26 protein-coding genes are annotated in these 23,856 nt (G+C 58.5%); 22 read left to right on the top strand and 4 right to left on the bottom strand.

The genetic code is table 11. The features are described from left to right. The first annotated feature begins 242 nt into the window (after positions 1-242). The 7 genes from RY831_RS16480 (at position 243) to RY831_RS16450 (ending at position 10,229) form a co-directional block, all read left to right on the top strand. The gene (locus RY831_RS16480) at positions 243-2,939 is read left to right on the top strand and encodes an MFS transporter (RefSeq protein WP_326507469.1); all 2,697 of its coding nucleotides are present in this window, start codon (positions 243-245) and stop codon (positions 2,937-2,939) included. Between the two features lie 32 nt (positions 2,940-2,971). Then, positions 2,972-3,976: an ABC transporter substrate-binding protein gene (locus tag RY831_RS16475; RefSeq protein ID WP_326507468.1), complete on the top strand. Its 1,005-nt coding sequence runs from the start codon at positions 2,972-2,974 to the stop codon at positions 3,974-3,976. Positions 3,977-4,058: 82 nt separating this feature from the next. After that, positions 4,059-4,391, top strand: coding sequence for an STAS domain-containing protein (locus RY831_RS16470; protein ID WP_326507467.1), 333 nt, complete (start codon positions 4,059-4,061; stop codon positions 4,389-4,391). Positions 4,392-4,468: 77 nt separating this feature from the next. Further along, positions 4,469-4,906 carry a CesT family type III secretion system chaperone gene (locus RY831_RS16465; protein ID WP_326507466.1) on the top strand — a complete coding sequence of 146 codons (438 nt, stop codon included), beginning with the start codon at positions 4,469-4,471 and terminating at the stop codon, positions 4,904-4,906. Positions 4,907-4,920: 14 nt separating this feature from the next. Continuing rightward, positions 4,921-6,387 (top strand): hypothetical protein, encoded by a 1,467-nt coding sequence (locus RY831_RS16460; protein WP_326507465.1) that lies wholly within the window; start codon positions 4,921-4,923, stop codon positions 6,385-6,387. A gap of 97 nt (positions 6,388-6,484) precedes the next feature. After that, on the top strand, positions 6,485-9,679 hold the full coding sequence (locus RY831_RS16455; RefSeq protein ID WP_326507464.1) for a regulator of G-protein signaling domain-containing protein: 3,195 nt from the start codon (positions 6,485-6,487) through the stop codon (positions 9,677-9,679). Positions 9,680-9,761: 82 nt separating this feature from the next. Next, complete coding sequence (locus RY831_RS16450; protein WP_326507463.1) at positions 9,762-10,229, top strand: type III secretion system chaperone; 468 nt, start codon at positions 9,762-9,764, stop codon at positions 10,227-10,229. Between the two features lie 134 nt (positions 10,230-10,363). On the opposite strand, the gene RY831_RS16445 is transcribed toward RY831_RS16450, so the two are convergent. From RY831_RS16445 to RY831_RS16430, 4 genes are all read right to left on the bottom strand, one after another. Then, positions 10,364-10,918, bottom strand: a complete 555-nt coding sequence (locus RY831_RS16445) for an RNA polymerase sigma factor (RefSeq protein ID WP_326507462.1) — start codon at positions 10,916-10,918, stop codon at positions 10,364-10,366. Positions 10,919-11,027: 109 nt separating this feature from the next. Next, positions 11,028-11,414: a hypothetical protein gene (locus tag RY831_RS16440; protein ID WP_326507461.1), complete on the bottom strand. Its 387-nt coding sequence runs from the start codon at positions 11,412-11,414 to the stop codon at positions 11,028-11,030. A 39-nt stretch (positions 11,415-11,453) separates the two neighbouring features. Then, on the bottom strand, positions 11,454-11,888 hold the full coding sequence (locus RY831_RS16435; protein ID WP_326507460.1) for a type III secretion system chaperone: 435 nt from the start codon (positions 11,886-11,888) through the stop codon (positions 11,454-11,456). Then, complete coding sequence (locus RY831_RS16430; protein WP_326507459.1) at positions 11,878-12,324, bottom strand: ATP-binding protein; 447 nt, start codon at positions 12,322-12,324, stop codon at positions 11,878-11,880. Before RY831_RS16430 ends, RY831_RS16435 begins: the two co-directional genes overlap by 11 nt. 194 nt (positions 12,325-12,518) lie before the next feature. Here RY831_RS16430 and sctW point away from each other — a divergent pair, with 194 nt between their 5' ends. From sctW to sctJ, 15 genes are all read left to right on the top strand, one after another. Next, the gene (gene sctW, locus RY831_RS16425; protein ID WP_326507458.1) at positions 12,519-13,616 is read left to right on the top strand and encodes a type III secretion system gatekeeper subunit SctW; all 1,098 of its coding nucleotides are present in this window, start codon (positions 12,519-12,521) and stop codon (positions 13,614-13,616) included. A gap of 2 nt (positions 13,617-13,618) precedes the next feature. Continuing rightward, a complete protein-coding gene (locus tag RY831_RS16420) occupies positions 13,619-13,993 on the top strand; it encodes a type III secretion system chaperone family protein (RefSeq protein ID WP_326507457.1) in 375 nt (124 codons plus the stop codon). 29 nt (positions 13,994-14,022) lie between these two features. Beyond that, a complete protein-coding gene (gene sctX / locus RY831_RS16415) occupies positions 14,023-14,418 on the top strand; it encodes a type III secretion apparatus assembly protein SctX (protein ID WP_326507456.1) in 396 nt (131 codons plus the stop codon). A 171-nt stretch (positions 14,419-14,589) separates the two neighbouring features. Then, entirely contained in the window at positions 14,590-14,931 is a 342-nt protein-coding gene (gene sctY, locus RY831_RS16410) for a type III secretion apparatus assembly chaperone SctY (protein ID WP_326507455.1), read from the top strand. 12 nt (positions 14,932-14,943) lie between these two features. Next, positions 14,944-17,046, top strand: a complete 2,103-nt coding sequence (sctV, locus tag RY831_RS16405; protein ID WP_326507454.1) for a type III secretion system export apparatus subunit SctV — start codon at positions 14,944-14,946, stop codon at positions 17,044-17,046. 243 nt (positions 17,047-17,289) lie between these two features. Further along, positions 17,290-17,592 (top strand): hypothetical protein, encoded by a 303-nt coding sequence (locus RY831_RS16400; protein ID WP_326507453.1) that lies wholly within the window; start codon positions 17,290-17,292, stop codon positions 17,590-17,592. Positions 17,593-17,622: 30 nt separating this feature from the next. Next, entirely contained in the window at positions 17,623-18,165 is a 543-nt protein-coding gene (locus tag RY831_RS16395; RefSeq protein WP_326507452.1) for a hypothetical protein, read from the top strand. Positions 18,166-18,270: 105 nt separating this feature from the next. Next, complete coding sequence (locus RY831_RS16390) at positions 18,271-18,888, top strand: hypothetical protein (RefSeq protein ID WP_326507451.1); 618 nt, start codon at positions 18,271-18,273, stop codon at positions 18,886-18,888. A gap of 46 nt (positions 18,889-18,934) precedes the next feature. Then, positions 18,935-19,438, top strand: coding sequence for a SycD/LcrH family type III secretion system chaperone (locus RY831_RS16385; protein WP_326507450.1), 504 nt, complete (start codon positions 18,935-18,937; stop codon positions 19,436-19,438). Then, on the top strand, positions 19,431-20,699 hold the full coding sequence (gene sctE, locus RY831_RS16380) for a type III secretion system translocon subunit SseC family protein (RefSeq protein WP_326507449.1): 1,269 nt from the start codon (positions 19,431-19,433) through the stop codon (positions 20,697-20,699). The genes RY831_RS16385 and sctE overlap by 8 nt, the downstream gene beginning before the upstream one ends. 41 nt (positions 20,700-20,740) lie before the next feature. Next, complete coding sequence (gene sctB / locus RY831_RS16375) at positions 20,741-21,514, top strand: type III secretion system translocon subunit SctB (protein ID WP_326507448.1); 774 nt, start codon at positions 20,741-20,743, stop codon at positions 21,512-21,514. Positions 21,515-21,523: 9 nt separating this feature from the next. Beyond that, positions 21,524-22,003 carry a tetratricopeptide repeat protein gene (locus RY831_RS16370; RefSeq protein WP_326507447.1) on the top strand — a complete coding sequence of 160 codons (480 nt, stop codon included), beginning with the start codon at positions 21,524-21,526 and terminating at the stop codon, positions 22,001-22,003. A 200-nt stretch (positions 22,004-22,203) separates the two neighbouring features. Further along, on the top strand, positions 22,204-22,602 hold the full coding sequence (locus RY831_RS16365) for a tetratricopeptide repeat protein (RefSeq protein ID WP_326507446.1): 399 nt from the start codon (positions 22,204-22,206) through the stop codon (positions 22,600-22,602). A gap of 39 nt (positions 22,603-22,641) precedes the next feature. After that, positions 22,642-23,073, top strand: a complete 432-nt coding sequence (locus RY831_RS16360; RefSeq protein ID WP_326507445.1) for an EscF/YscF/HrpA family type III secretion system needle major subunit — start codon at positions 22,642-22,644, stop codon at positions 23,071-23,073. Between the two features lie 11 nt (positions 23,074-23,084). Continuing rightward, positions 23,085-23,852 (top strand): type III secretion system inner membrane ring lipoprotein SctJ, encoded by a 768-nt coding sequence (gene sctJ, locus RY831_RS16355; protein ID WP_326507444.1) that lies wholly within the window; start codon positions 23,085-23,087, stop codon positions 23,850-23,852. Positions 23,853-23,856 lie beyond the last annotated feature (4 nt).

Below are 23,856 nucleotides of genomic sequence, written 5' to 3'. Positions count from 1 at the left end.
ATGATAGCAGTGCATATAGCGGATCAGTTGCGAAGGTTGGGCGTTATTGGGAAATGGATGCAACGCATCACGGAATTTCAGCTCCATCGCACCCTGATTTAGGCATGTTGACTGCGACTTGCTTTATAGTAACGTTCTGTGCAATTTAATCGGCCCGTGCCTCAACAAGTTTCGCGATTTCACGTCCTGCACCGGCAGGCGAACCAAAGCTGCCGAACCGGGAATCTCCACGAAAGCATTTCATGAAACATCCTATTTCGATTCCTGCAGACCGCGCGCAAGCCGGAGCGAAGAGCCGGATCGGATTCAGGGTATTCGCAATACTGTGCGTATTCGTGGTGGCGCTCGTCAGTATATCGGTGACCCTGGTCGCATTCCGCGTCGAGCATGTGGTACTCAAACTGGCGCAAGAGCGGTCGTTTCAGCAAGGCAGGCAGATTCAGGAGCAGGTCGACGAAGCGGTCCGCCTTGGCATTGCGTTGGAGGAGATGAGCCACCTCTCCCGGACCTTGCAGGAAAAGGCTGATGAAGATGTGTCCCTGGCGGCCATTGCCGTACTGGGCGAATCGACCGATGTCATCGACGGCGTACGCGCAGACCTGATCAAACAAGCGGTCAATCCGGTGTGGAATGATCAGCTCCTGGGGCGGCATGGTGTACCGGCGGACCGGTCCGCGCATGTGGTAGGTCCATTTTTGGTTTCCGGATTGCCAATCATCGACGCGCTCGGCAAGCGCGCAGCCGTACTCTGGTTACTGCATAGTCGTGCTGACATCCGCCAGCAGACTGCGGCCTTGGTATGGAAGCTCGCGCCCGTAGCAATAATGACTTCTTTATTGCTGATTGCCGTGAGTGGCTTCTACTGCGGAAGCTTGCTGCAGATAAGCCGGCGTCGCCTTCAATACGCTGAGGCGGCTGCAAGCAATGCACTGATGAAGACGGGAGTAGCCCCTCAAGTCGATGTCGATGTCCGCGCCTTCTCCCTGTCGGAGGAGGGTAAGAGAGTCGCCCGGATGCTGTGGCATGGAGGATTGCTGGTGGCGCTAGTCTTTTGTGCGGGCCTCACCTTGATGCTGTGGCAGGCGCGCGAACATGCCAAGGACGTGATCCAGGAACAACTGCAGGAGAATGCAGCTTCCGTCGGTAACCATCTCGCCGTGCAAATCAACCGTTCGCTGTCGCTCGGTGTGCCGTTTGAACGGCTTCTGGGCGTGGATGACATTTTTGCAATCGAGCTGCAGCAGTCGAAGGAGATCAGGCAGATCCAGCTGCAGGATGCCAGCGGCCGGATCGTCGGTTTCAAGCAGAGACATGGGGCCGAAAGCGGGGTAAAACCTGCCGAAGGATCGCCTGATCAGTCGTCGCCGGAGCGGAGCGGAATGTTTTCCTTTCCGCTGAAGGATGCATCGTCAGGAAAAATTCTCGTCACCTATCCGGAGAACTATGTCGACCGTTATCTGGGATCCATGATCGTCGACCAGATCATTGCAATCCTCATTGCATTCGTGCTGGTCAGCGAGGTTGCGAGAATCTTTTGGGTGCATAGCGCATTCAAGCCGTTGACGGAATTTGAACTCTGGATGCGAAGCCGGACCGGTATTGCGCGGACGAGCTTGCGGAATGCCAGGGAACGACTCGCGAGATGGATGGACGAGTTAAGACTGGAGATGAAAGTCGGAACACCGGACAAGGCGGGAGACGCGGTTTCGGATATAACCAAGGTCAGGTTGCTCGTATTCCTGGTGGCCATGTCGGAAGAAGTCCTCCGTCCCATCATTGCAACCTATGCGGCGGATGCCAAGCCGTTTACGTCGAGCCTGTCCGTCACCATGCTGGCGGGTTTGCCCGTCGCCGCATTCATGACGACGCTTGCATTGGCCCAGCCGCTGGGCGTGATGCTTGTGCGCTGGATTGACTTGCGTCGCGCCATGGTTATCGCGGGAGTGATTGGCGCGGTCCTCATGACGGCAAACCTCTCATCGAATAGCGGACTGGTTCTGCTCGTGTTGCGAGGCGCCACCGGAATGGTCTACGGGTTGATGCTTATCCTGGCACAGACGGCAATCGTGCACATCACCGATTCGAAGGGGCGAGCCCGGGGACTCGCCGAGATTTCTGCCGCCATCGTTGCCGCCGGGATTATCGGCCCGGCGCTTGGCGGCGTCATAGCGGAACGATTCGGCAGCTTGCCGCTGTTTCCGACAGCCGGGGCCTTCTACCTGCTTGCAGGGCTTGTCGCATTATTTCTACCGCTGCTTCAAAGGACGGAAGAAGAGAAGAGCAGCCCATCGCCATCGAGTGCGAAAGGCTTCGTGGCCGTATTCAGGCAGCCACAGGTACTGTCGGTAATCTTCTGTGTCGCCATACCGGCACGGCTTGCCGCAGCAGCAATTCTGAATATTTTGATACCGCTGTACCTGGTGCAGACAGGCGATTCCGCGACCACGATTGGTCGCGTACTGCTGCTTTATTTCCTGGCCTTCTTCCTTTCCGCGCCGCTGGCGGCTCGCTGGTCGGACCGAACTGGCCGCCGCAAGCCGTATGTGTTAAGCGGCTGTGTATTGTCGGTATTTGCCTGCGGTATCATGGCGTTTGCCAGCGGTGCAGTCGCAATCGGCATTTGCAGCTTCCTGCTTGGTGTGGCTCAAGCATTGCTCAGCGCCCCGCAGCTTGCCATCGTGACGGAGATTTTTGAGCGTCGGGGCAAGGATCCGGCGGGAGGAAAGGCGCTCGCTGGACAAGGACTGGCGGCGTTTCGACTTCTTGAACGTGCCGGCAGCATCGCAGCGCCCTTTGTTGCTGCAATTGCCGCCGGCATGCTTGGGTTGGCAGGTGCCGTCGTGTTCATCGGCGTCATTTTGGCAATGGGAACGGCCGGGTTCGTCTTCGGCCTGAGAAACTATAACGAGAATGAAAACGAAATGCGAGATTCGGTATGAAGGCATTCCGGTCAATGAGCGCCCGCAGGATTTTGATCACATTAGGTCTCGTCGGCATCCCGATCCTGTCATTTGCCCAGCAAAAATTTCACATCACGATGGTGATGCCCAGGGATGAGCAGACCATCGAAGTGGTCTACAAGGATTACCTGAAAAAGCTGAACGTGGATGCGACGTATACTTTTCTGCGCTTTTCCGGAAAGCCGGGCGACGTCGCCGAACTGCGTGCAAGCCTGCAGAAATTGAAAACCGATCTGGTTTATACCTGGGGCACGCCCACAACCCTGGCCGTGGCGGGTACAAGCGATTCACCGAATGAAGATCTCGCCAGGCGCAATATTCCGGTCGTATTTGTCGAGGTAACGGATCCTGTCGGCACGAATATCATTCAGTCATTCGAAAAACCGGGGCGCAATGTCACCGGCATCACCCATGTGGCACCGTTGGCGCAGCAGATCAATACCATCAAGGCTTACAGGCCTGTCAAACGCGTCGGTTACATCACCAATCCCGCAGAGCCTAATTCCCTGCTTGTGCTGAAAGGCCTTGCAAAGGTCGCCGCGCAGCATGGTTTTGAAGTCATCGATGAAACCTTGCCGCTCAACGATGCGGGCCAGCCGCAGGCGTCGCAGATTCCGGCGGTCGTCAAGCGGATTGCGGACCGAAAGGTCGATTTTCTGTATATCGGCCCGAGCACGTTTCTCGCATTCAGTCATCGCGATGCAGTGACCCAGAGTGCGCTGGAGCAGCGCCTGCCGACGTTCTGCGCGACCGAAAGCATCGTACGTCAGGCCAAATGCCTGGTCGGCCTGTTCAGCAACGGCGCAAATCTCGGTCGCTTCGCCGCGCACAAGACCGCGCAGATACTGATACAGAAAAAGCCCGCCGACCAGATTCCCTCCGAAACCTTGCAGCGCATGTCTTTGCTGATTAACATGCCTGTCGCCAGGCAGCTCGATCTTTATCCGCCGATCGGCCTGCTCAACGTATCGGAAGTGATTTCTGAGACAGCGGTTCGAAGTGCGCAGGCGCATTAGGGTCCTGGTTGATTCGCTAGCCATCTGAACCGATTCCGTATTGTCGAAAGTTCATCCAATTTATCTACAGGAAGCCTAATCAATGAGCATCAACATCAGCCAGCATGACAATATTCTTGTTATCAGTCCCGTCGGAAGGCTTGACAGCGGCACCTCGCCAGAACTCGAAAAAACCGTGATTCAGAAGCTCGAGGAGGGAAATCACCGCATCGTGTTCGATTTCTCCATGCTTGATTACATCAGTTCGGCGGGGCTGCGGGTTATTCTCCTGGCAGGCAAGAAGTTGCGTCCGCTGGGCGGGAAAATGGCGCTGGCGGGCATGAAGCCGATGGTGCATGACGTCTTCGAGATGAGCGGTTTTCTCGCATTGTTCGCCGTTGCGCCGACAGTCGATGAGGCGCGGTCCAAGATCTGAAATTTTTTGCGGAGCGCGTGAACCTTCCTGCGTATTCTGTTCCTTAAGTCGTGCAACCACTTCTTGTGAGCCCATACATGCAGTCTAGATTTGAAGCCCTTTTGCGGGAATTCGCCGCCCATGTCGGCATGGAAGACGCGTCGGCGCTGGTGAGCAGCGGCGAGATCGTGGTCGACAAGCTGTCGATTTCCATTCTTTATGAAGACGAAATCTCCTCCGACAATGTCGTATGCGTCGCCCAGCTTGGCATGCCGGCTGAACCCGGAGCGGGCATTTATCGCACCCTGCTGGAAGCGAATCTGATGTGGGCCGGCACCGGCGGAGCAACCCTGGGCCTGCATCCGGATACCGGCCAGGTCTGCATCGCCTACAAGCAGCCGCTCGACACGCTGGATGGCGAAGGACTGGGGGAAGTGATCGATCAATTCGCCGATATTGCTGCTTACTGGCGCGATGAAATCTCCAGGATCACGGTGCAGCCTGTCACGCATCATTTCCCGAACGACCTGGCCTGAAGGAGCGGATGATCGTGCATATCAATCACAATCCCAGCTTCTCCGACCTGCAAGGACTCTACAACATTGGAGGAGAGGGAGATCGCAAGTCCTCGCTCGAGGAAAAGGTCAATGCATTCGCTCCTACCCAATCCGCGCGTGCCGACAGCTCGCTGGAAGGAAGGCAGATCGGCGTTGCGGGCGGTGACGGGAAAAGCGGTCTGTCGGCTGCATTCGCCAAAATCAAGGACTTGTTCAATCGACAGACCCAGATCGGCGAGGTGCGCACGCCCACCGAAAGCAGTCCGCTGCTGGAAGCCCGCGTGTCCGGAAAATCCACGGCCGGGGTAACTCCGAAAGCGAACGACTACGTCACGGCTCTTTCCACTCCCAAGGCGGACAGCCGTATCCTCGATGCGCGCGTCGTGGACAAGCTGATGACGCATGCCAGACAGGTCGGGTCGCCGGTAAGCGAACAGCAGGTGAAGGAATTCGTTGCTGTCGGCGAGCGCCTGCTCGATTCCATTCGCAGCGCCGACACCGGCGCGACCGGGCGCGGCATCACGGTACGCGACGATCAGGGCCGCGATCATCAGATCTCCAGCAATCTTCATACGACCCGCGCAATTTCCTGGGCGCTGATGGCGCAGGCGGCCGAGCGCGATCTGTCAGCGCCGAATGACGGTACCGAGCGCAAGGGCAACATGGTCACCGAGGGATCGATTGTCATGAAGGATCCCGGCAACAAGCTGTTCGACTTTCTCAACAGTGCGCCGACCAGTTATGGTCGCGCGTCGACTCACTTCAATGAACGCATGCCCTCGGATGCACCGAAGCACAAGCTTTTCGGCACGCCGCTGCAGCGCGGCATCGAGGATTACCAGAACATGATGCCGGGGAAAAAAGGATCGTTGCTGTTCTCGAACATCAACCCGACTTCCGGCGCCGCAAGCCGGGAAAGCGAAATTTTCCTCAAGTTCGAGCACGGCGGCACGCCTGACGTCTTCGGAAGCGCGGGCGGCGGGCTGGCTGCGATCAAACGCTGCCTGGCACACGTCGTCAGTACCATTGCATCACGGCGCAGCCATGATGGCCCGTCCGAAGGCGTCCAGCGCAAGGAGCATGTGCACAAGGACGGCTTGAAGGCTTCGGTCTGGAAGCCGTTCGAAAGTATTGTCGCCGGGCTAAAGGCCGAAGGCATATTGAGCAAGAGCGCCGCCAAGGAGGCCATGGCAGGCGCGAAGAAACACGGAATGGAGTCCATCGAAAACCGGCTGCAGGCGCTGCTCAATGGCGAGCTGCCGATTCCCAAGGCGGTGAAGGAAAAATTGCAGCTGCCGGAATCAGGCTCCAGCGTAATGGATATCGTCTCTCCCCAGCTTGCCGATCAGATCCGTCAGCTCAGCGCTGAAATGGGCAGCCACCGCAAGGCTCTCGGCGATCTTGAAACCGCCGCGTTCGGTATCGGCCGGCGGGGCGCTGAAGTCCATTTGCAGATCTGACCGCGAACGGCATTGCGTCCGCCGGGAAAATCTGGCGGATGCGCGTGGCAGATAGCATTCGCGTCGTACACATAACAACAACGGAAAGGGAGCGCTCATGTCCATTCAACTCAGTCCAGATAAACTCAACACGCTGGCGCGCACCAGCTTCGGCGACTCTCCTCTCGGGACGGTCGGCAATCGCGGCATCAGCGTGGGCGCGGGTGCAACCCCGCGTGCCGCCAGCCTCGGGGTAGGAAAGCGAATTTCAGAGTCGTTCTCGAAGCTGCTCAACGCGCTGGCACCTGGAGACAGCCGGGCATCGAGCACGGTGCGGCATGCGGTCAGGGACATGTCCCGCACCCTTGGCAACGGACTTGGGGCCCTGACTCCTGGCAAGGACGGGAAGATAGATGCGGGCGGCATCGCGCGCATGCTCGGCGGCCTGAAGACGGCGGCGGAGCCGGCAATCGCCCGCGGCGCCAACTATGAGCAGTTGCTGAGCGCGCGCATGGACCAGCATCTTGGCACGGCGACGCTCAAGGATCTTCTGGCGCTGCGCGCGGGGATCGCCGCGGCCGGCAGCGAGCCGGCTCTGGAGGGCATGAAGGACAAGGTCGAGGAATTCGGAAAGACCCTCGAAGCCAAGATTTCAGGGGAAATCGATCGGCGGTTCACCAAGGCATCCGATGAGGTCGGAAAGGTCTACGGCAAGGCCGCCGTCGAACTGTCCACCCTGCAGGGTGCAGATGCCGAGACCAAGGCGAAAAAAGCCTTCAGCGAGGCTTACGACGTGGCCCGGAATGCCTTGGCTTCCCACGGCTTTTTGGGATCCGATTCGCTGGCCAACGACAAGTTGGTCAATTCCCTGCTGCGCAGCCAGGTTTCCGCTCATCCCGAAGAGGCACGTCCCCTGCTGGCGCTGGCTTCGAGCGAGCAACTGGCAAAGCTGATTCAGGCTCCCGTTCTCAAGCACAGCACGCCGCTTGCCGACACCATGCTCAAGCTTGCCCTTGAGGACAAGACTGCGCAGATGGAAGGGCAGATCGGACAGACGCTGGCCGTTTTTCTGCAGAAGGACGACAACGTCCATGCGGATCCGCTGAGTGCTTACAACTCACCCAAGTCGTTCAACCTTGAATTGCTTGAGATCGCGCAGGCGATCAATGAATTCAAGGACCATTGCACGCGGCACGGCATCCGGATTCCCCAGCCGATCCAGCAGCAAATGGACGATTCCGTCAGTAAGGCCGACAACATGATGACGAGCAACGCGGGCCGCTTCACCGCGTTCACCGACGAGACGCTCGGAATCATGCACAACGCGGCGCGCAAGCTTGGGCTGACCAATACACGACCCATGGTGGACAACGAAATCGCAGCGCGCAATCATCTGAACGCTGAGAACTACCAGGCAGTGTTCGCGACCATGACTGCGGAATTGGCTTCGAACGACGCGACACGCGTGCTGGCGGCATTCGTCAATCTGACGGCGGCCGGAGACAATGCCTTGCAAGCGGCCCAACTGATGGGAGGAAAGTATGAAGGCGGCGATGGAGCGCTCGATTTCCATTTCGAACTCATGCACGGCGCCATGGAACTGCTGACGCCGCTTCAGCTGGAGGCGCTTGGCACCGGACTTACCGCGGGCAGCACACGTGATTTGGTTGCCCTTCTCGAAAACCTGGGCACCAGGGTGCCGCTGGACGACGTCGACCGGATGAGTTCGATGCTTGGCACAGCTTCGCTGATCAACGGCTTGTCGCAGGATGTGGCGGAGATTCTTGACGAGGGCGCAGGCAAAGCGCTCTCCGCGGCCATCAAGACCGATGTGAAGAATCCTTCCGACGCTGCCAGGAGTGCCGTTGAAACCGTATTTGGCGTGGTGGAGGGAAAGGGACATGATGCGATCATTACCCGGGGCACGGTCAATAATAGGTTCGCCACCCAGATGGGCAATAAAATTGCCGAACTGGCGGCCAATCTCGGAACGATGGAGTCGCCGGGGGCGGGCTTGCCGGCAGTTTCAAAGGCATTTCTCGCGGATCTGGGGCGCGCCACGTACACGCTGCAGGGAGTCCCGCTTGTCCCTCTCGGCCAGCTGACACCGCTGCAGCGGCAGAACGCCGTCGCCAGCCTCGACCATCTGGTCGGCGGCGACCAGCGTCTGCTGGAACTGGTCAGCAGCTTCGCCAACCAGTCTTCTCCATTGGCGGCGATCGAGCCGATGCTCAGCAGGCATTCGCCTTTCGTCCTGGCCGATGGCACGCGCGGCATGCCGGCCGGCGGTAACGGATCGACCAGCTACGCGATCAGTCGTGACAACACCGGGGAAATCCGCATTGACGTTCACCATGTCGTGGATCGGCCAGATCAAATGCAGGTCCTGACGCGTGACGGCAACATCCAGACGATCGCGCTGCGTGCCGACAGCAGCAGGGCGGAACTCAATTTCCAGCTGAAGTTCGACACCGCCTATGGCGTTGAACTCGAAGGTGACATCACTTTCTCGAACAAGCTTGTGGTGGAAACCTGGCCGAAAGCCTATCCGCGTCCGGCCACGCTGGATGATCTGCTGAATCCGGCGGCTCCGAACCACGCAATGGCACTCGCCGACTTCCGCGCCGAATGCGCTCGCCAGTTCTCCGACAATGAATTGGCGGCTGTGGAAAAAGTGCGCGGCCTGAGGGCGGCAGTCCTGCCGACCGGAGGCGTACCGCCGCTGCCGCTTGCGGAAACCTTGCTGACCGACGCCCGCGACTTGTTTGACCGCTTCGTCGACAACAATAGCCCGACCCAGGCCAACGCCAGCGGACAGGCGCAGGTTGCGATGACCAACGCCTTCAATCGGGTGGGACAGGCGTTTGACGTCCTGGAATCAACGATAGTCACGCAGCTGCACCAGGAATACACGCAGCAATACAGTGCGCAAATGACGCCGCCGGCTCCCCCGACGATAGGTGCCGTCCTTGCCAACCCCGCAACCAGAAATGAACTGCGCTCGATCCTTGAGCGCGGGCTTACGGCGGAGCCGATGGACTTTCTGGATGCCGTTCAAGCATTCAGGCAGAACCCTTCATTTACGCAGGCTGAAAACATCGCGAACGAGTTTGTCCGGCCTGGTGCGCCCAATCTGTTGAATCTGGGCGGTCCGGATATCAATGCATTGAATCAGAGCCTTATTACTGCGAGGCAGCAATTCAACACTGATTTGAGCGCTGCGCTGAAAGTGCTGGATAAGGACGTGACCGAAGCAGTCCTGATAATGTTGATAAATTGGGTCAAGGCAGTGGATGCCGGTGAAATCAGCTAATAACCTATCCTGACCCCTGACATGTCGCGACACGTCAGGGCTCCGGCATGAGAACGACTATCTTGGAAAAAGGAATAACGATATGAATGCATCTGATCTGGTAGCGGAACTGGCCAAGGCCAGCGGGCTCTCCAACCTGAAACTGAACGAGCACGGTGTGGCGCGTCTGGCTTTTGACAAGGGAACCGAAGTCGACCTCGAAGAGGATTCGGCTGAGGGCGTACTCCACCTTTACACCAGGGTGATGACCGTTCCGGCGGAAGGAAAGGAAGCCTTGTATTCGCGCCTGCTCGAAGCCAATCTGTATTGCGCCGAGACGGCTGGAGCGACGCTGGCCGTTGACGGAGCGCGTAATGAAGTCGTTCTTTGCCGCCGCCTCGAACTGGCTTCCACTGATTTCACGGGATTCAGCCAGTCGCTGGAGAAGCTGGTATCCGCCTGCGAGGCCTTGCGCGAGGAACTGGGCGCAGGCGCCGTGACGGCCAACGCGACACCTCCAACTTCCGGCGCCGAAACATTCAGGGTAGATCCTGCTGCCCAGTGGGCCTGATTCCGGATTGCCGTGTTCCTCGCTAAAGCGGATTGCGGGTGAAATCCGCAATCCGCTTTAAAGGTTCATGGAGGCAGGGCGGCATTGCTTCAAATGCTCGCTGCCGCCATGCCAAAAAGCTATCGAACAGGCTCTTACGCGGCGATACGTTCGGCCAGAATCTTGCGCGCCCTCGAAACCCGGCTGCGCACTGTCCCCGTCGGAATCGACAGCATGATCGCAGCGTCTTCGTAGCTCAATTCTTCAAGTGCCACGAGCAGAAGCGTCTCCCGCATTTCTGGTGCGAGCGCCTGCAGCTCCTCGTCGAGCCGCTTCAGTTGCTGTTTCTGGCTCAAGGACTCTTCCGGAGTGTTCTGCGTGCTTTGTAATCCGGCATGGTCTTCAATGTTCTCGAACTGGTAGATCCTGTGCGGCGAACGAGACAGATAATTACGGACCAGATTCATCGCAATGCCGAACAGCCACGTCGACAGCTGCGATTCACCCTTGAAGCTCGAATAGGTGCGGACCGCGTCCACAAAGGTCTGCTGCGCAAGATCCTCTGCATCCGACCCATGCCCGATGTGTTTCACGATAAATCGGTAAAGACGGGTCTCGTATTGCGCCACGAGGTTGCGGAAGAGGACATCGCTGCCTTCGCCGGCGGCGAAATCAGCATCGAGCGTCATGGAATTGTCCGGAGCGGTCATGGCGTCACTCCTGTGACATCAGTAACAGTCGCCAAATGGTCGCCTTCCAGTACTTCATTCGACCGCAGACCATGCGGGCAAATCGAAACGGGAATTTCTGGCAAGCGTTTCATTTCTTCAGCAGCCCGTTCAGAAAGTCCACGCCTTCCATTGCCACGCCAGCCATGCGCGCCATCTCGGCGGACTGTTCAACCAAGCGGGATGCCAGCGGCTTGCCTGGCGCCGGCCCGAGCCCAAGCTCCTTGGCAATGGCGTTGGCAATCGAACTTGAGTAGCGCTGCGACAAGGCATGCAGGAAGATGGAAGTACTGTCCGTCTCGCTGCCTTGCACCCAGCTAACCTGCCTTCCCGACATTGGCGATTTGCCTTCCGCCAGTATGTCCAGTTGCCTGCCGTCCTGACTGACAAGAATTCCTGCGCCTTTTCCGGCGGCTTCGACAAAACTGTCGAAGCTTGGCGTCATCGGGCCTGCAGTTGAAAGTTTATTAATGTCCATGTTGAGTTGGCTTGCCTATCCGGGATGCACGCACGGCGCTCATACCCGTGTCATGAATGCTAAGGAATGATGAGGCGCCGCTGCCGGCTCTGCAGCTCGCAGGCGTGTCATCCATTGTTCGAGCGTGTTGACATGCTGTTCGACGGCATTGAGAAGCTGTTGCGCATGCAACGCCTCCGCATTGAGCTCGCGCAGCAGCCATACCGATCGATCCTCGGACATGGATAGTGTTGCACCGGCTGTCGCCTGCCATAAATGATTTCCTCGCATGAGCGCTTCCAGCTTGCCCGCATCGGGACCCGGCACGCCGCGCTCGACCATGCTTGCCAACATCAGGCTGTTTCCGGAAGCGGGTGAAATGCTGACCGCCAGATGTCCGTCGAATACAAGTTCACAATTGCCGCGGCCGGAAAATCCCAGCCCCGGCATCCCAAGCAGCTGCCCCAGTTCGGTTATGATTTTGTCAAGCGCCACGCGCTTCTCCGTCGGGCGTTATGTTGATCGCGAGGCGGATCCGATTGCCGGCATCAACATAGTCATAATCCAGACTCGCGGACATCTTTCGCACGAAATGAATTCCCAATCCGCCGATCTGCCTTTCTTCGATATCGCCCCCCGGCAAACTCGCAGGCAAGGTCAATGGATTAAAGGCGGGCGCGAAGTCGGTGAGTTGCAGCCGGATTAAGCCGCCGTCCCGCTCGATCGCTACCTCGATCGGACGGTCGGGCGCGTTACGATAGCCGTGAACGATACTGTTCGTAATGAGTTCATCGAGAATCAGGCAAAGTGTCCAGAGGGCCCTGTCGGGAAGGGCGCAGCTCGTGCCCCAATCCCGGACTTGCTCGATAAGTACCGAAAGCTCGTCCAGACTGCTGCACATCATTTTGCTGAATTGGTGGGGGCTAGGCATACCTCGTCCGACAAATGGGCGGGGGTGTGAGGGCGTCCGGCGCTTATCGTCCGGGGCTGATGCTCGGCTCGATCGGCATGCGTCCGAAATTGTTTTGCATGCCGATGTAAAAAGCATTGAACCATTCAGCCGTTTCTGTTCCTCATGGTAACATCAGTTCGGAATTTTTTGCTATCCCCGCGACTTCCCTGACCATGATTCGTATTGATAATCCCTCCGGCGGCATTCCTTCGAGCCAGACCGGCCTCCAGGATTCCGGCTCTCAGCTGCGGTCGGGCAATTTCATGGGACAGCAGGTCATCGCTCGCAGTATCGAGTCTTCCATTCTCACCGACTCGGCCGAAGAAATCACCCTCGCGCTATCCGAAACCGTCGAATCAAAGGACATCGAAGACCGTTTAGTGGAAGCCGAAGGGCTGCCGCGCTCGATGCCGACCGAAGAGATCATTGCCTATCTCGACAGTAGCAAGCAGGGCAATGATGCGGAGGCAATGGCGGCCCTGGCCAAACTGATGACGAGCGGGCAGGGCAGTCCGCGCGAACTGGCGAAGAAGGGTTTTCAGGACATTACCCAGCAATACCTGGCGCTCCAATATGCGGCACGCGAGGGGGAAAAGTCCGGCGCGTCACAGGAGCACATGGAGGCGATCTACGATGCGATCGCCGACATGGACATGGATTTCGGTCCCCGCATCCGGGCCGACCTGAACACGATCGGTGTGGCCGGCGGCTACGCAAGCGCGGAAGACGTGGCAAATTTCCAGGCCGCCTTCCGCGACGTGGTCCTGGGACAGCAGACGCTGGCGCAGACTCTGGTGGCGGCGCTCGAACGTTTCGGCGCCGGTGATTTTTCCACCGGCATGCAGAATCTCATCAAGGGCCTGGGCGCCGACCTTGCCGCGGCCCGTCCCTCCACCGATGCGACGCGCCTGCAGGCACTGGTACAGGATCTTTATCATCTCGAAGTTGCGGCGACGGTACTTGACGGGACATGCGCGCTCGCGGATACGATGGTGAAGCGGCATGGCGTCGAATCGATGGATGCAGTGAAGGTCATGACGGAACTGGTCGGCATCACGTCCGAAAAATGGCTGGCGGGCGCGCGGTTCACGGGCATTGCAGAGCGTGTCGCGCCTTATGAAGCGGGCGCGCAGATCACATTTCTGACCGGTGCCAAAGCCATACTGCGCGACCTGCCCGTCAAGGTGTACAACGATGCCGATGCCCGCCAATCGGTACTCAACGCAGTGCAGGACGCACTGGACGCAGCAATTGATCGTGAGGAAGAGTAAGCATGCATTGGGTGCAGCAAACACTGGCCGATTTCGGGAAAAGCCTGGGAATGGACGGATTGTCGTTCAGCGAACAGGGTATGGCATCGCTTCAGTTCCAGTCCGGAAGTCAGCTGGGCGTCGAGCTCGTGAATGAAGAAGTCCTCGTGTATCGGATACAGCCAACGCCGTTTCCTTCCCCGGAACTTCGCGGCAAGGTACTGCGACAGGCTGATTTCAGGCAGGGCGGCCAGTTTCCTTTCCAGGTCGGCATGAAGGGCGTCGGCCAGGAAGCGGTACTTGTCGTGCTGGTGCGGGTGCCGGTGCGCGACTTCACGCTGCCTATGCTGGAGCGCGTCATCAATGGGCTGAATTCCCGCTGGGTCGACCTGGCCTGAATGGCCGGAAAATCTTCGAAAGACAAGTCATGGCGATCAATACCAATATCAACACGATGTATGCGATGGACCGCGGGATAGATCGCGTCGTCTACAACACCACGGACCAGCCCAATTTGCCGGACAACCAGCTTCTCGAGCCGGCCGAAGCGAACAGCACGGACCTCGAGCGCCTTCTGACGCCAGCTTCGCTCGGCGACGCGCTCGAAGAGACGATCGCAAAGCCGGTCATCACGCACAAGAACATTACGTTGCCGGCGCAGTTCAAGGAAGTGTTTTCCTCGGCGCGCCAGACGCTGCAGGACGCGGCAGCCGGTCAGCCCGACCACGAAAAAATACTGAAACGCGCCGCACGGCTGCTTGGAGAGGAAGAAGCCAACCTCGACCTGTTGCAGATGTACCGGACCGGACTGTATCAGGGGTGAAGCTTGGCAGGGCAAGCCGGCCGGCACATCCCGCTGCTGTCGTAAAAATCGCGAATGGAAGGCTCGCCTGCCCGGATAGCTGGCGTGAAAGCGGCAAGCTTTGATACACTTTGTTTCCTTATAACAATACTCGGCGAACACGGGGCGTCGCAACACTGAAGGGTAGGAACGTTGGAACAGCCAGAGTTCGAATTGCTGCAGGTGCTCGCGTATTTTTACTTGCGCAACGCCCGTCCGGAGAAGTCCGCGGTCCTTCTGGACGCCCTGTCTGTCCTTCGGCCGGAAGACCTGAAGGTGCGTCGCTCGCTGGCATTGGCGCAGCTGCGTGCCGGCAAGCCGAACAAGGCGCTGGAAACGCTGGACCGGCTTGCCATGCTGGGTGACACCAATGCCAATTTTCATTTGATGCGTTCGGAAACCTTGTCTGCGTTGCAACGGCCCGACGAAGCGGCCGCGTCCATGCGCGCTTACGTGTCGATGCGGCAGGTCGCCGCGACAATGTCCAACGCCTGAGGAATCCATTTAATGCAAGCCTTGCAACAAAGACTGCAGCGTATTGTTCTGCTTGCGACCAGTCGCAACGACATTGTGCTGGCGATTCTGCTGGTATCGGTCATCTTCATGATGATCCTGCCGCTACCGACATGGCTGGTGGACATTCTCATTGCCATCAACATGAGCGTATCGGCAATCCTGCTGATGGTTGCGATGTATCTGCCGTCGCCGCTCAGCTTCTCGTCGTTTCCTTCTGTACTTCTCATCACGACGCTGTTCCGGCTGTCCATTTCCATTGCCACGACGCGCCTGATTCTTTTGCAGGGCGATGCCGGCCATATCATTTACACATTCGGCAACTTCGTCGTGGGCGGCAATCTTGTCGTTGGCCTGGTGGTATTTCTGATTCTGACCATCGTGCAGTTCATCGTGATCACCAAAGGTGCGGAAAGGGTCGCTGAAGTGGCCGCGCGCTTTTCTCTGGACGCGATGCCAGGCAAGCAGATGTCCATCGACGGGGACATGCGGGCCGGCACCATCGACATGGACGAGGCCAAGCGCCGCCGCGGCATCGTGGAGAAGGAAAGCCAGCTGTACGGCGCCATGGATGGCGCGATGAAGTTCGTCAAGGGCGATGCGATCGCCGGCATCATCATTGTCGCTGTCAACCTGCTCGGGGGCATGATCATCGGTACCGTGCAGCACAACATGACGGCCGCCAAGGCCGTGGAGACCTACGCTATTCTTTCCATCGGCGATGGCCTGATTTCCCAGATTCCGGCGCTGTTCATTTCAATCTGCGCCGGCATGATCGTGACCCGCGTCCAGACTGGCGACGGTCCATCGAACGTCGGCAAGGACATCGGCAACCAGGTGCTCGCCCAGCCGCGCGCGTTATTGATCGGTGCGGGAATCATGTTCGGCATGGGGCTGATTCCCGGCATGCCAACCGCCGTGTTCATGGTGCTGGCCGTGATATTCGGCGTGCTCGGCTATGTATTGATGCGTTCCACGCGCAGGGTGGTGGACGAGAAAACCGGCGAAGTGACCGACGTTCCGGCGATGCAGGCGGCAGGCGAAGCGCCCCGCAAGCAGAAAATGGACGGCACCGACGAGTTTGCGCCGACCGTGCCGCTGATGATGGACGTTTCCTCGCAATTGCAGTCGAGCTTCAACGCCGAGACCTTGAATGAAGAATTGCTGAAGATACGACGCGCGCTGTATTTCGACCTCGGCGTGCCGTTCCCCGGCATCCAGCTGCGCTTCAACGAATCGCTGCCGGTGGATACCTATAACATTCTGTTGTCCGAGATTCCGGTGTCCCAGGGATTTCTCAAGCCGGGGCACCTGCTCGTGCGCGAATCGCCCCAGAACCTGACCGCGCTTTCGATTCAGTTCGAGGCCGGCAAGAAGTTCCTGCCCAATATTCCCACGGTATGGGTGGCCGACAATATGAAGGAAGCGCTCGGCAATGCCGGCATTGCCTGCATGGAGCCGAGCCAGATCCTTGCCTATCATCTTGCTTTTGTCCTCAAGAAGTATTCGGCCGAATTCATCGGCATACAGGAAACGAAGTTTCTGCTTTCCGCGATGGAAGCCCGTTTTCCCGACCTGGTGAAGGAAGTCATGCGCGTCATGCCGGTGCAGAAGATCGCCGAAATCATGCAGCGCCTCGTTTCGGAAGACATTTCGGTCCGCAACCTGCGCACGGTTCTCGAGGCGCTGGTCGATTGGGGACAGAAGGAGAAAGATTCGGTTCTCCTGACCGAATACGTGCGAGGAACGCTGAAGCGCCATATCAGCCACAAGTATTCAAGCGGCCAGAATCTGCTGCCAGCCTATCTGCTCGCGCCCAATGTCGAGGATACGATTCGCGGCGCGATCCGCCAGACTTCCGGCGGAAGCTATCTCGCTCTCGATCCGGCAGTCGGAAAGCGCCTGGTCGAGAACATCAAGAAGGCTGTCGGCGATCTCGGTGCGAGCAAGCAGAAGCCGGTGTTGATCACCTCGATGGACATCCGCCGGTACATGCGCAAGATGATCGAGCAGGAGCTGTATGAGTTGCCGGTATTGTCGTACCAGGAAATGACGCAGGAAGTGAATATTCAGCCTCTTGCACGGATCGATCTGTGAGAGCGTTTTGAAAACTGCGGCGGGCGCCAAGAAACCAAGGTTGGGCCGCCCGACAGGTTTTCACACGGGCGTAAAAATTTTTTCAGAATATTTGAACTGTTTCACCTTGTTTGTTACTCACGCGGCAGATAACAGTTGTTCTACAGGAGCCGGGCGAATTTCCCCAAGGCCTGTCGAAGCCGGACGAGAAGGCAGTAAACCCTAATATCAATTCGCCCCCGGGCAGACTATAAAGGAGGTCACATGTCAGATTCCACGCAAATGAATACTGAAGAGCTCATCAAGAAGGCAGACGAACTGGTCCGCAACGTTCGCAGCCAGCTTGAAAGCGGAGAAGAGTTCTTCCGCCAGCAGGGCCTCGATCCGCAGAAGGTCCGCTCGGTACTGGAATCGCAGATGACGTCCAAGGACAAGGAAGAAGCAGCGGCGCTCGCCCGCGCCGACATGGCCGCAGTGGAACAGGAAGTCGCCGAGGAAATGGCGCGGGCGCGTTTTGCCAAGGGCGGCGCCGCTCCGTCCGTCAAGCGTCCGCGCACCATTGTCTAATCGCATCCATTCGAGTAAGGATCATCAACCATGACGACGACATCTTCCGCCTCGGGTGCAAATCAGATCAACCAGGTTTCCTCGTTTGCCGGAATGGACCTGGAGACCGCCTTGATGGCAGTTCAATCCGAACGCGCCAATCAATTGGAAATCCAGCTCAAGGGCCAGCTTGACGCGGTACAAAACCGCAATGCGAACATTGCGAAGCTCAACGGCGTGCTGGGGCAGCTCAATGCGCTGGACGGCAAATTCCCGAGCGATGCCAAGCCGACCGACAAGATAGGCGGCAAGGCCAGTTCGACTGATGTCTCCGCCCTGAATACTGCGCTCAAGGATGCGGAACTGGGCGGCGTCTTTCCCAAGGGTTTCAACACCGACGCCACGAAATCGGATATTGCCGGCGCCATCGGCAATATCAAGTCGCTGATCGATGCGCAGGGCAACTCGCAGCAGATGGACATGCTGCGTCTGCAGAGCCTGTCGAACAAGCGCAACGAAGCCTTCGACATCATGACCAACTTCGTCAAGAAGATGCAAGACAGCCGCAGTTCCATCATTCAGAAGATGGGCTAAAGGCCGCCGGCAACGGAATCAGCGTGCGTGCGTGGAGAGCGAGGCAGCATTTACAGGCTGCAGGCCCTGTCGCGCATCTCATCAACATGTTTGGAGAGAACAAGAATGTCGACCTCACCGACCACAGGTGCCGGCTCCGTCGCCGGGATCAACAACTTCAGCGGCATGGATCTGGAAACCGCATTGATGGCAGTGCAATCCGAACGTGCCAACCAATTGGAAACCCAGCTGAAAGGACAGCTGGACGCAGTCCAGGCACGCAATACGAATATCGCGAAATTAAACAATGTCCTGAGCGCCCTGAACTCGGTCGACGCGAAATTCCCGGCCGACGCCAAACCCACCGATCAGCTGGGTTCCATAAAGGGCTGGAAAGACAACGACTATGCCGTGGCGCGCGAATATGAAGCGACGGTCAACAGTGCGATTGCGGATGCGAAGCTGGACAGCGTTTTCAAGGATAACGGCTCGAAAGGCCAGATTTCGCTCAATCCCCGGGAATGGGGTTTTGTCGGCGGACTCAACAGCGAACGGACCAAGGCCGACATCAGCGCCGCCATCGGCAGCATCAAGTCGCTGATCGATGCACAGGGCAACTCGCAGCAGATGGACATGCTGCGTCTGCAGAGCCTGTCGAACAAGCGCAATGAAGCCTTCGACATCATGACCAATTTCGTCAAGAAGATGCAGGACAGCCGCAGCTCGATCCTGCAGAAAATGTAATCGGAAAGCGCCCGGATACAAAAGTACAAAGCACAAGAGGACAAGAATGGATACGCATACCATGGAAATCCCCGCCGAGAAACTGGCGGAGCAGATGGTGGAGCTGTTCAGCAACGGCGGTACGCTGGGAGACGTTTACGATTACAACAGCACCGATTACGAGGTGGTTTATGCACTCGGCTCGGAACTGTATAACCAGGGCCGCTATAGCGATGCCATGAAAGCCTTCGGCTTTCTTGTGATTCATAACCAGTGGGAGAAGCGTTTTGTCAACGCATATGCGGCAAGCCTGCAAATGTGCAAACGCTACGAGGATGCGCTTCAGTACTATTCGCTCGCCTCGGTCATGGATATGCGCGACCCGGTGCCCACCTTTCACACCGCGGAATGCATGATCGCTCTCGGCCAGTTGCTCGAAGCAACGCAGGCCCTTGAAATCGTGGTGAACCAGTGCAGGGAAGAAAAGGATGCCGGGCTCAAGACGCGCGCGCAAGCCATGCTCGACCTGATCAGCGCGGGAATCCAGAAAAAAGGGGGCAAAGATGAATGAAATTCGAACAGGCGGGTTTGGCGGCGTGGCGCCCGGCTTCGGAGCCGATGTCGCACTGGATGTCGCCGGCCTGGTCGGCGGAAAGGCCGATGGCGCGCTCGGCGGCGTCGATACGGCAGGGCTCGTTGCACAATTGATGCAGCTGGCAAAGACCATCGATGTGGAGCAGGGCCAGGGCCAGGGTTTGCCGGGCGTGACGAACTCGTCCGGAGCGCCGATGCTCGATGGCGTCAGCCTGACGTTCTCGCCGGAAGATATGGCCGCCGCGCTGCAGGCCTTGCAGTCCAAGACCGCCGATGGACAGATGCGGACCGCCAAGGAAGGGCTGGATACGAACCGCAAGAAGATGGAAGACACCAATGCGCGTTCGATGGCCAAGCTCAATGAGTGGGTCCAGAAGTCGAAGGAAGCGGAAGAAAAAAGCAAGGTAGGCAAGATCTTCGGTTGGATCACCAAGATTGCAAGCTTCATTGCCGCCGTGGTCGGCGTGGCGGTCGCTGCCGTCGCGACGGTTGCATCCGGCGGCGCGGCGGCGCCGATGCTGGCGTTCGCCGCCATCGGCCTGGCTGCGGCAACCGTTTCGCTTGCGAGTGCGGTGAGCCAGGAACTGGGCGGTCCAGCCCTTGAACCCTCGGCCCTGATTGCCAAGGCAATGACAAAACTGCTCACCAGCCTGGGTATGGATCAGAAGCAGGCGGAGTCGCTGGGCAAGGTTCTGGCCGGTGCGGCGGTCCTCGCGGCGGGGGCCGGCGTGCTTGTCATGATGGACCCTGCACTGATCGGCAATATGCTGGGCGGCGCGGCCGAACTGATGGGAGCGGATGAGAAGACTTCCATGTATTTGTCTCTGGCAGTCACCGTCGCAGTCTCGCTCGCCATGACCATCGCCATGACGGTGGCGACCGGGGGCATGGGCGCCGGCGCCGCGGTCGGCGAAGTCGCCAAGACGGTGCAAGTTGTAGGAACCGTCGCCAAGGCCGCCTCCGGTGTGGCGGCAGGGGCCGGCATGGTCGGCAAGGGCGTCATGGATATACAGGCCGCCGGTTCGCAAAAGACCGCAGACTTGGCGGCGGCGGATCGCAAGCAGATGGATGCCGTTCTGATGCGGTTGCAAAAGCAGATGGAAGACGACCGCGAGGAACTCAAAAAAGTGATGGATCAGCTGATGGAAGGCTACAGCGTCGTCACCAAGATGATCAACGAAGCGGGCAACAGCCGCGCTCAGCTGGCTGCAAACATCAGCTCGCGCGTCTCTGCATAAACAATATCGATGCGGCGGACATTCAATACGGGAGAATCCGAATGAGCAACAGCATTCAAAACAACGGGTCGGCAGGCGTCGGCTATATTTCCGGCGCCAGCCTTGGCGACGTGGCAGGCACTGCCTCGGCGGAAAAGAGCGCGGGAGCCAAGCAGCCTACCAATATCGATGCAACGCAGTTCCAGAGTATTGCCTCCCTCCTGGGACAAGGAGGCAGCCTTGATATCGCGCCGCCAGCCACCGGTCTCACCATCGGCAATCAGGAACGCGCCCTTGCCGAGCTCAATAGCCTGAGCAGCAACGTATCGGCGGACCTGCAGGATTTCATGGCGGTGTTTCTCAAGCTGGCGCAGGAAATGCGCAGTTCGCAGCGCGAAGTCCGCCAATCGGAAATGCAGGCTCAGGTAACGACGCTGTTCAACGCCGCCGACAAGATGCGCGAAGCGGCCGGCCTGCGCTACGCGGCGGCGGTTGCCGACGGCATCACGCAGATCGCCGCCGGCGCGGTAATGGCGGGCGGCGCGGCAAAGAGCGCCACCGGCGGCCAGCATTTGTACGGCATCGGCGAAGGCATGAGCAAGAGCATCAGCGGCCTGGGCGGAATCGTTTCTTCGTCCATCAAGCTTGGGGCGGACATGGCCGATGCCAAGCGCAGCGAACTCGAAGCCACTGCAAAGACGCATGAAAACGCCAGCCAGCAGGCCAATGACATGATGCAGCAGATGCAAGACATCATTCGCGATATTCGCGAAAAGCTGCAGGCGATCAATCAAGCGTCCATTGAAGCCAACCGCGGCATTGCGCGCAACATCTAGGAGCTGACCGTGAGCGCTAACGAAACTGTACAAAACATCAATCCCGCCGTGATCGAGCTCGTCAACCGTCTGCAGGATCTGTCCGCCTCCCGGCGCCTGCCGGCGGAACTGGCCGAGTTCGCGTACGGCGTGGCATTCAATTATTACTCGCAGGGACAGTATGAGTCCGCGATGCAGTATTTCGCCTTCCTTACGGTGTACCGTCCGACCGAAACGCGTTTTTTGACCGGCCTGGCGCAGACACACCGGCAGCTGGGCAACCATGCAGAAGCGATCCGCCTCTTTTCGCTCGCGGGCATGATAGAGCCGCTGGCACCGGAGCATACCCTTGCGGTCGCCGAATGCGAGCTGTCGAATCAGCAAACCGCGGCGGCATTTGCCACGCTGCAGCTCGTGATCGATTTCTGCAAGGAGCGCAGCGGCCACGATGCGGTGCTGCAGCGCGCCTCTGCGCTCAAGGGGCTGATAGAAAAGCCGGCGTTAGCGTAGAACGCGGGCACCGATTGCGATCAACGCGATCGACGCGATCGACGCAATCGCTGCAACGGCTGCAACGACTGCAACGACTGCAAGCCGTTGCAGTCGGTAGGCAACATCGCGCAACATCGGTCTTTCGACGGTTCTAAAGCGGGGTAACTGTGTTACAGTTTCCCCTTGTTGTATCTGGGTAATATTGAGCGTTGTCAATTATGGAACTGCCGCGAAATCCTTCTCCCGATGAACCTCTCAGCGCCGAACAGATGCGCATGCTGGGTGAAATCGGGTTTTTTGCGGCCAACCATGGCGATCTGGTTCGCGCCGAAGAGATCTTTCAGAGTCTCCTCGTCTTGCGTCCGAACAGAGACTTTCCGTATCTTGGGCTAGGGATAACCTTTCTCAATGGCGGACGCGTGCAGGAAGCCGTTTCGATTCTGGAGCGGGGTCAGACGATGGTTCCTGATTCGGTCGATCTGTGCGTTTTCCTTGCAATGGCGCTCCGGGCATCTCAGCGCAACGCAGAAGCCAATAAATTGCTGACGGAGACATTGGCAGCGCACCGCGAGGACACGCCGACCTTGCGCCTCGCAAAGCAATTGCTGGCATCGTGAACACATGTTGGATTTTCAAAAAAATAATCAGAGGCAGGAATGATTGACGTATCCGCGATGGCAGTAATGAATGTGGCGGCAACCAGCGTGCCGGCGACCCAGACGGTGGTCCCAGTCGCGCCCGACGGGCTTGCGGTCTCGCAGTTTCAGAATCTGATGAACGCCGCACCTGCGCCTTCGGACGTCGCCGCTGCCGGCGCCGGCGCCATCCCCGCCGCTGCGGTACCGCCGTCGCAGCATGCATTCAATCTGGGCGACAAGATACTCTCCGGGCTCGGCCAGATGGGCGACACGATGAAATCCTCCATCGGCGAGATCGATGCGGCCCTGCGCTCCAGCGCGAACCTGGGAACCGCCGATCTGTTGAGAGCGCAATTGAATGTCGTGCAATTTTCTCTGCAGATGGATTATGTAGGGAAGATGTTCGGCGGAGTGACCCGCAGTATCGACCAGCTGTCAAAAGTACAATGAACGGTTTTGCAATGAGATGGCGGCAATGCCTGCTGGCCGGAGCCTGTGCGCTGACAATGCTGCTGGCGGGCTGCGGCGGCAAGATCGAATTGATTGCCGGCTTGCAGGAGATGGAAGCCAACGAAGTGCTTGCCGCCCTGGCCGACGAAGGCATCACCACTGACAAGGTGCCCGGCAAGGAAGGGACCGTTTCCCTGAACGTGGCCCAGGATCAGGCGGCGAGGGCGATTAACGTATTGCGGGAAAGAGGCCTGCCGCGCGAACGCTTCGCCGGAATGGGCGATGTGTTTAAAAAAGAAGGGCTGATTTCATCGCCTCTCGAAGAGCAGGCACGCTACCTTTATGCCCTCTCGCAGGAACTGAGCAATACGCTCAGGCAGGTTGACGGCGTGCTCACAGCCAGGGTTCACCTGGTCTTGCCGGAACGCGGCACCCTTGAAGAAAACATGTCGCCCTCGTCTGCGGCCGTGTTTCTCAAGCATCAGACCGGCTACAACCTGGATACCCTTCAGCCGCAGATACGCAAGCTTGTCACCAACAGCATTCCCGGACTGACGCCCGAGAAAGTCACCATCGTTCTGGTCAGCGCGCAGACCGCGCAAAAGCGCGCTCAGGATCGCACCGTCAGCGTACTCGGATTTGAAGTGGCGCAGGCTTCCGCTTCCAGGCTGACCGGCACCGTGCTCGCGCTGCTGGCCGTTGTGCTTGCAAGCCTTGCCGGTACTGCTTTCATGGCCTGGAAATATGTTATCCAGCCGCGCCGCATAGCCGGCAACTGAATGG

Origin of the sequence: Noviherbaspirillum album, assembly GCF_035916955.1 — a bacterium.
Taxonomy (GTDB): domain Bacteria; phylum Pseudomonadota; class Gammaproteobacteria; order Burkholderiales; family Burkholderiaceae_D; genus Noviherbaspirillum; species Noviherbaspirillum album.
The sequence above is the reverse complement of the archived record's forward strand: the minus strand, read 5'-3'. Positions and strand labels throughout refer to the sequence as shown.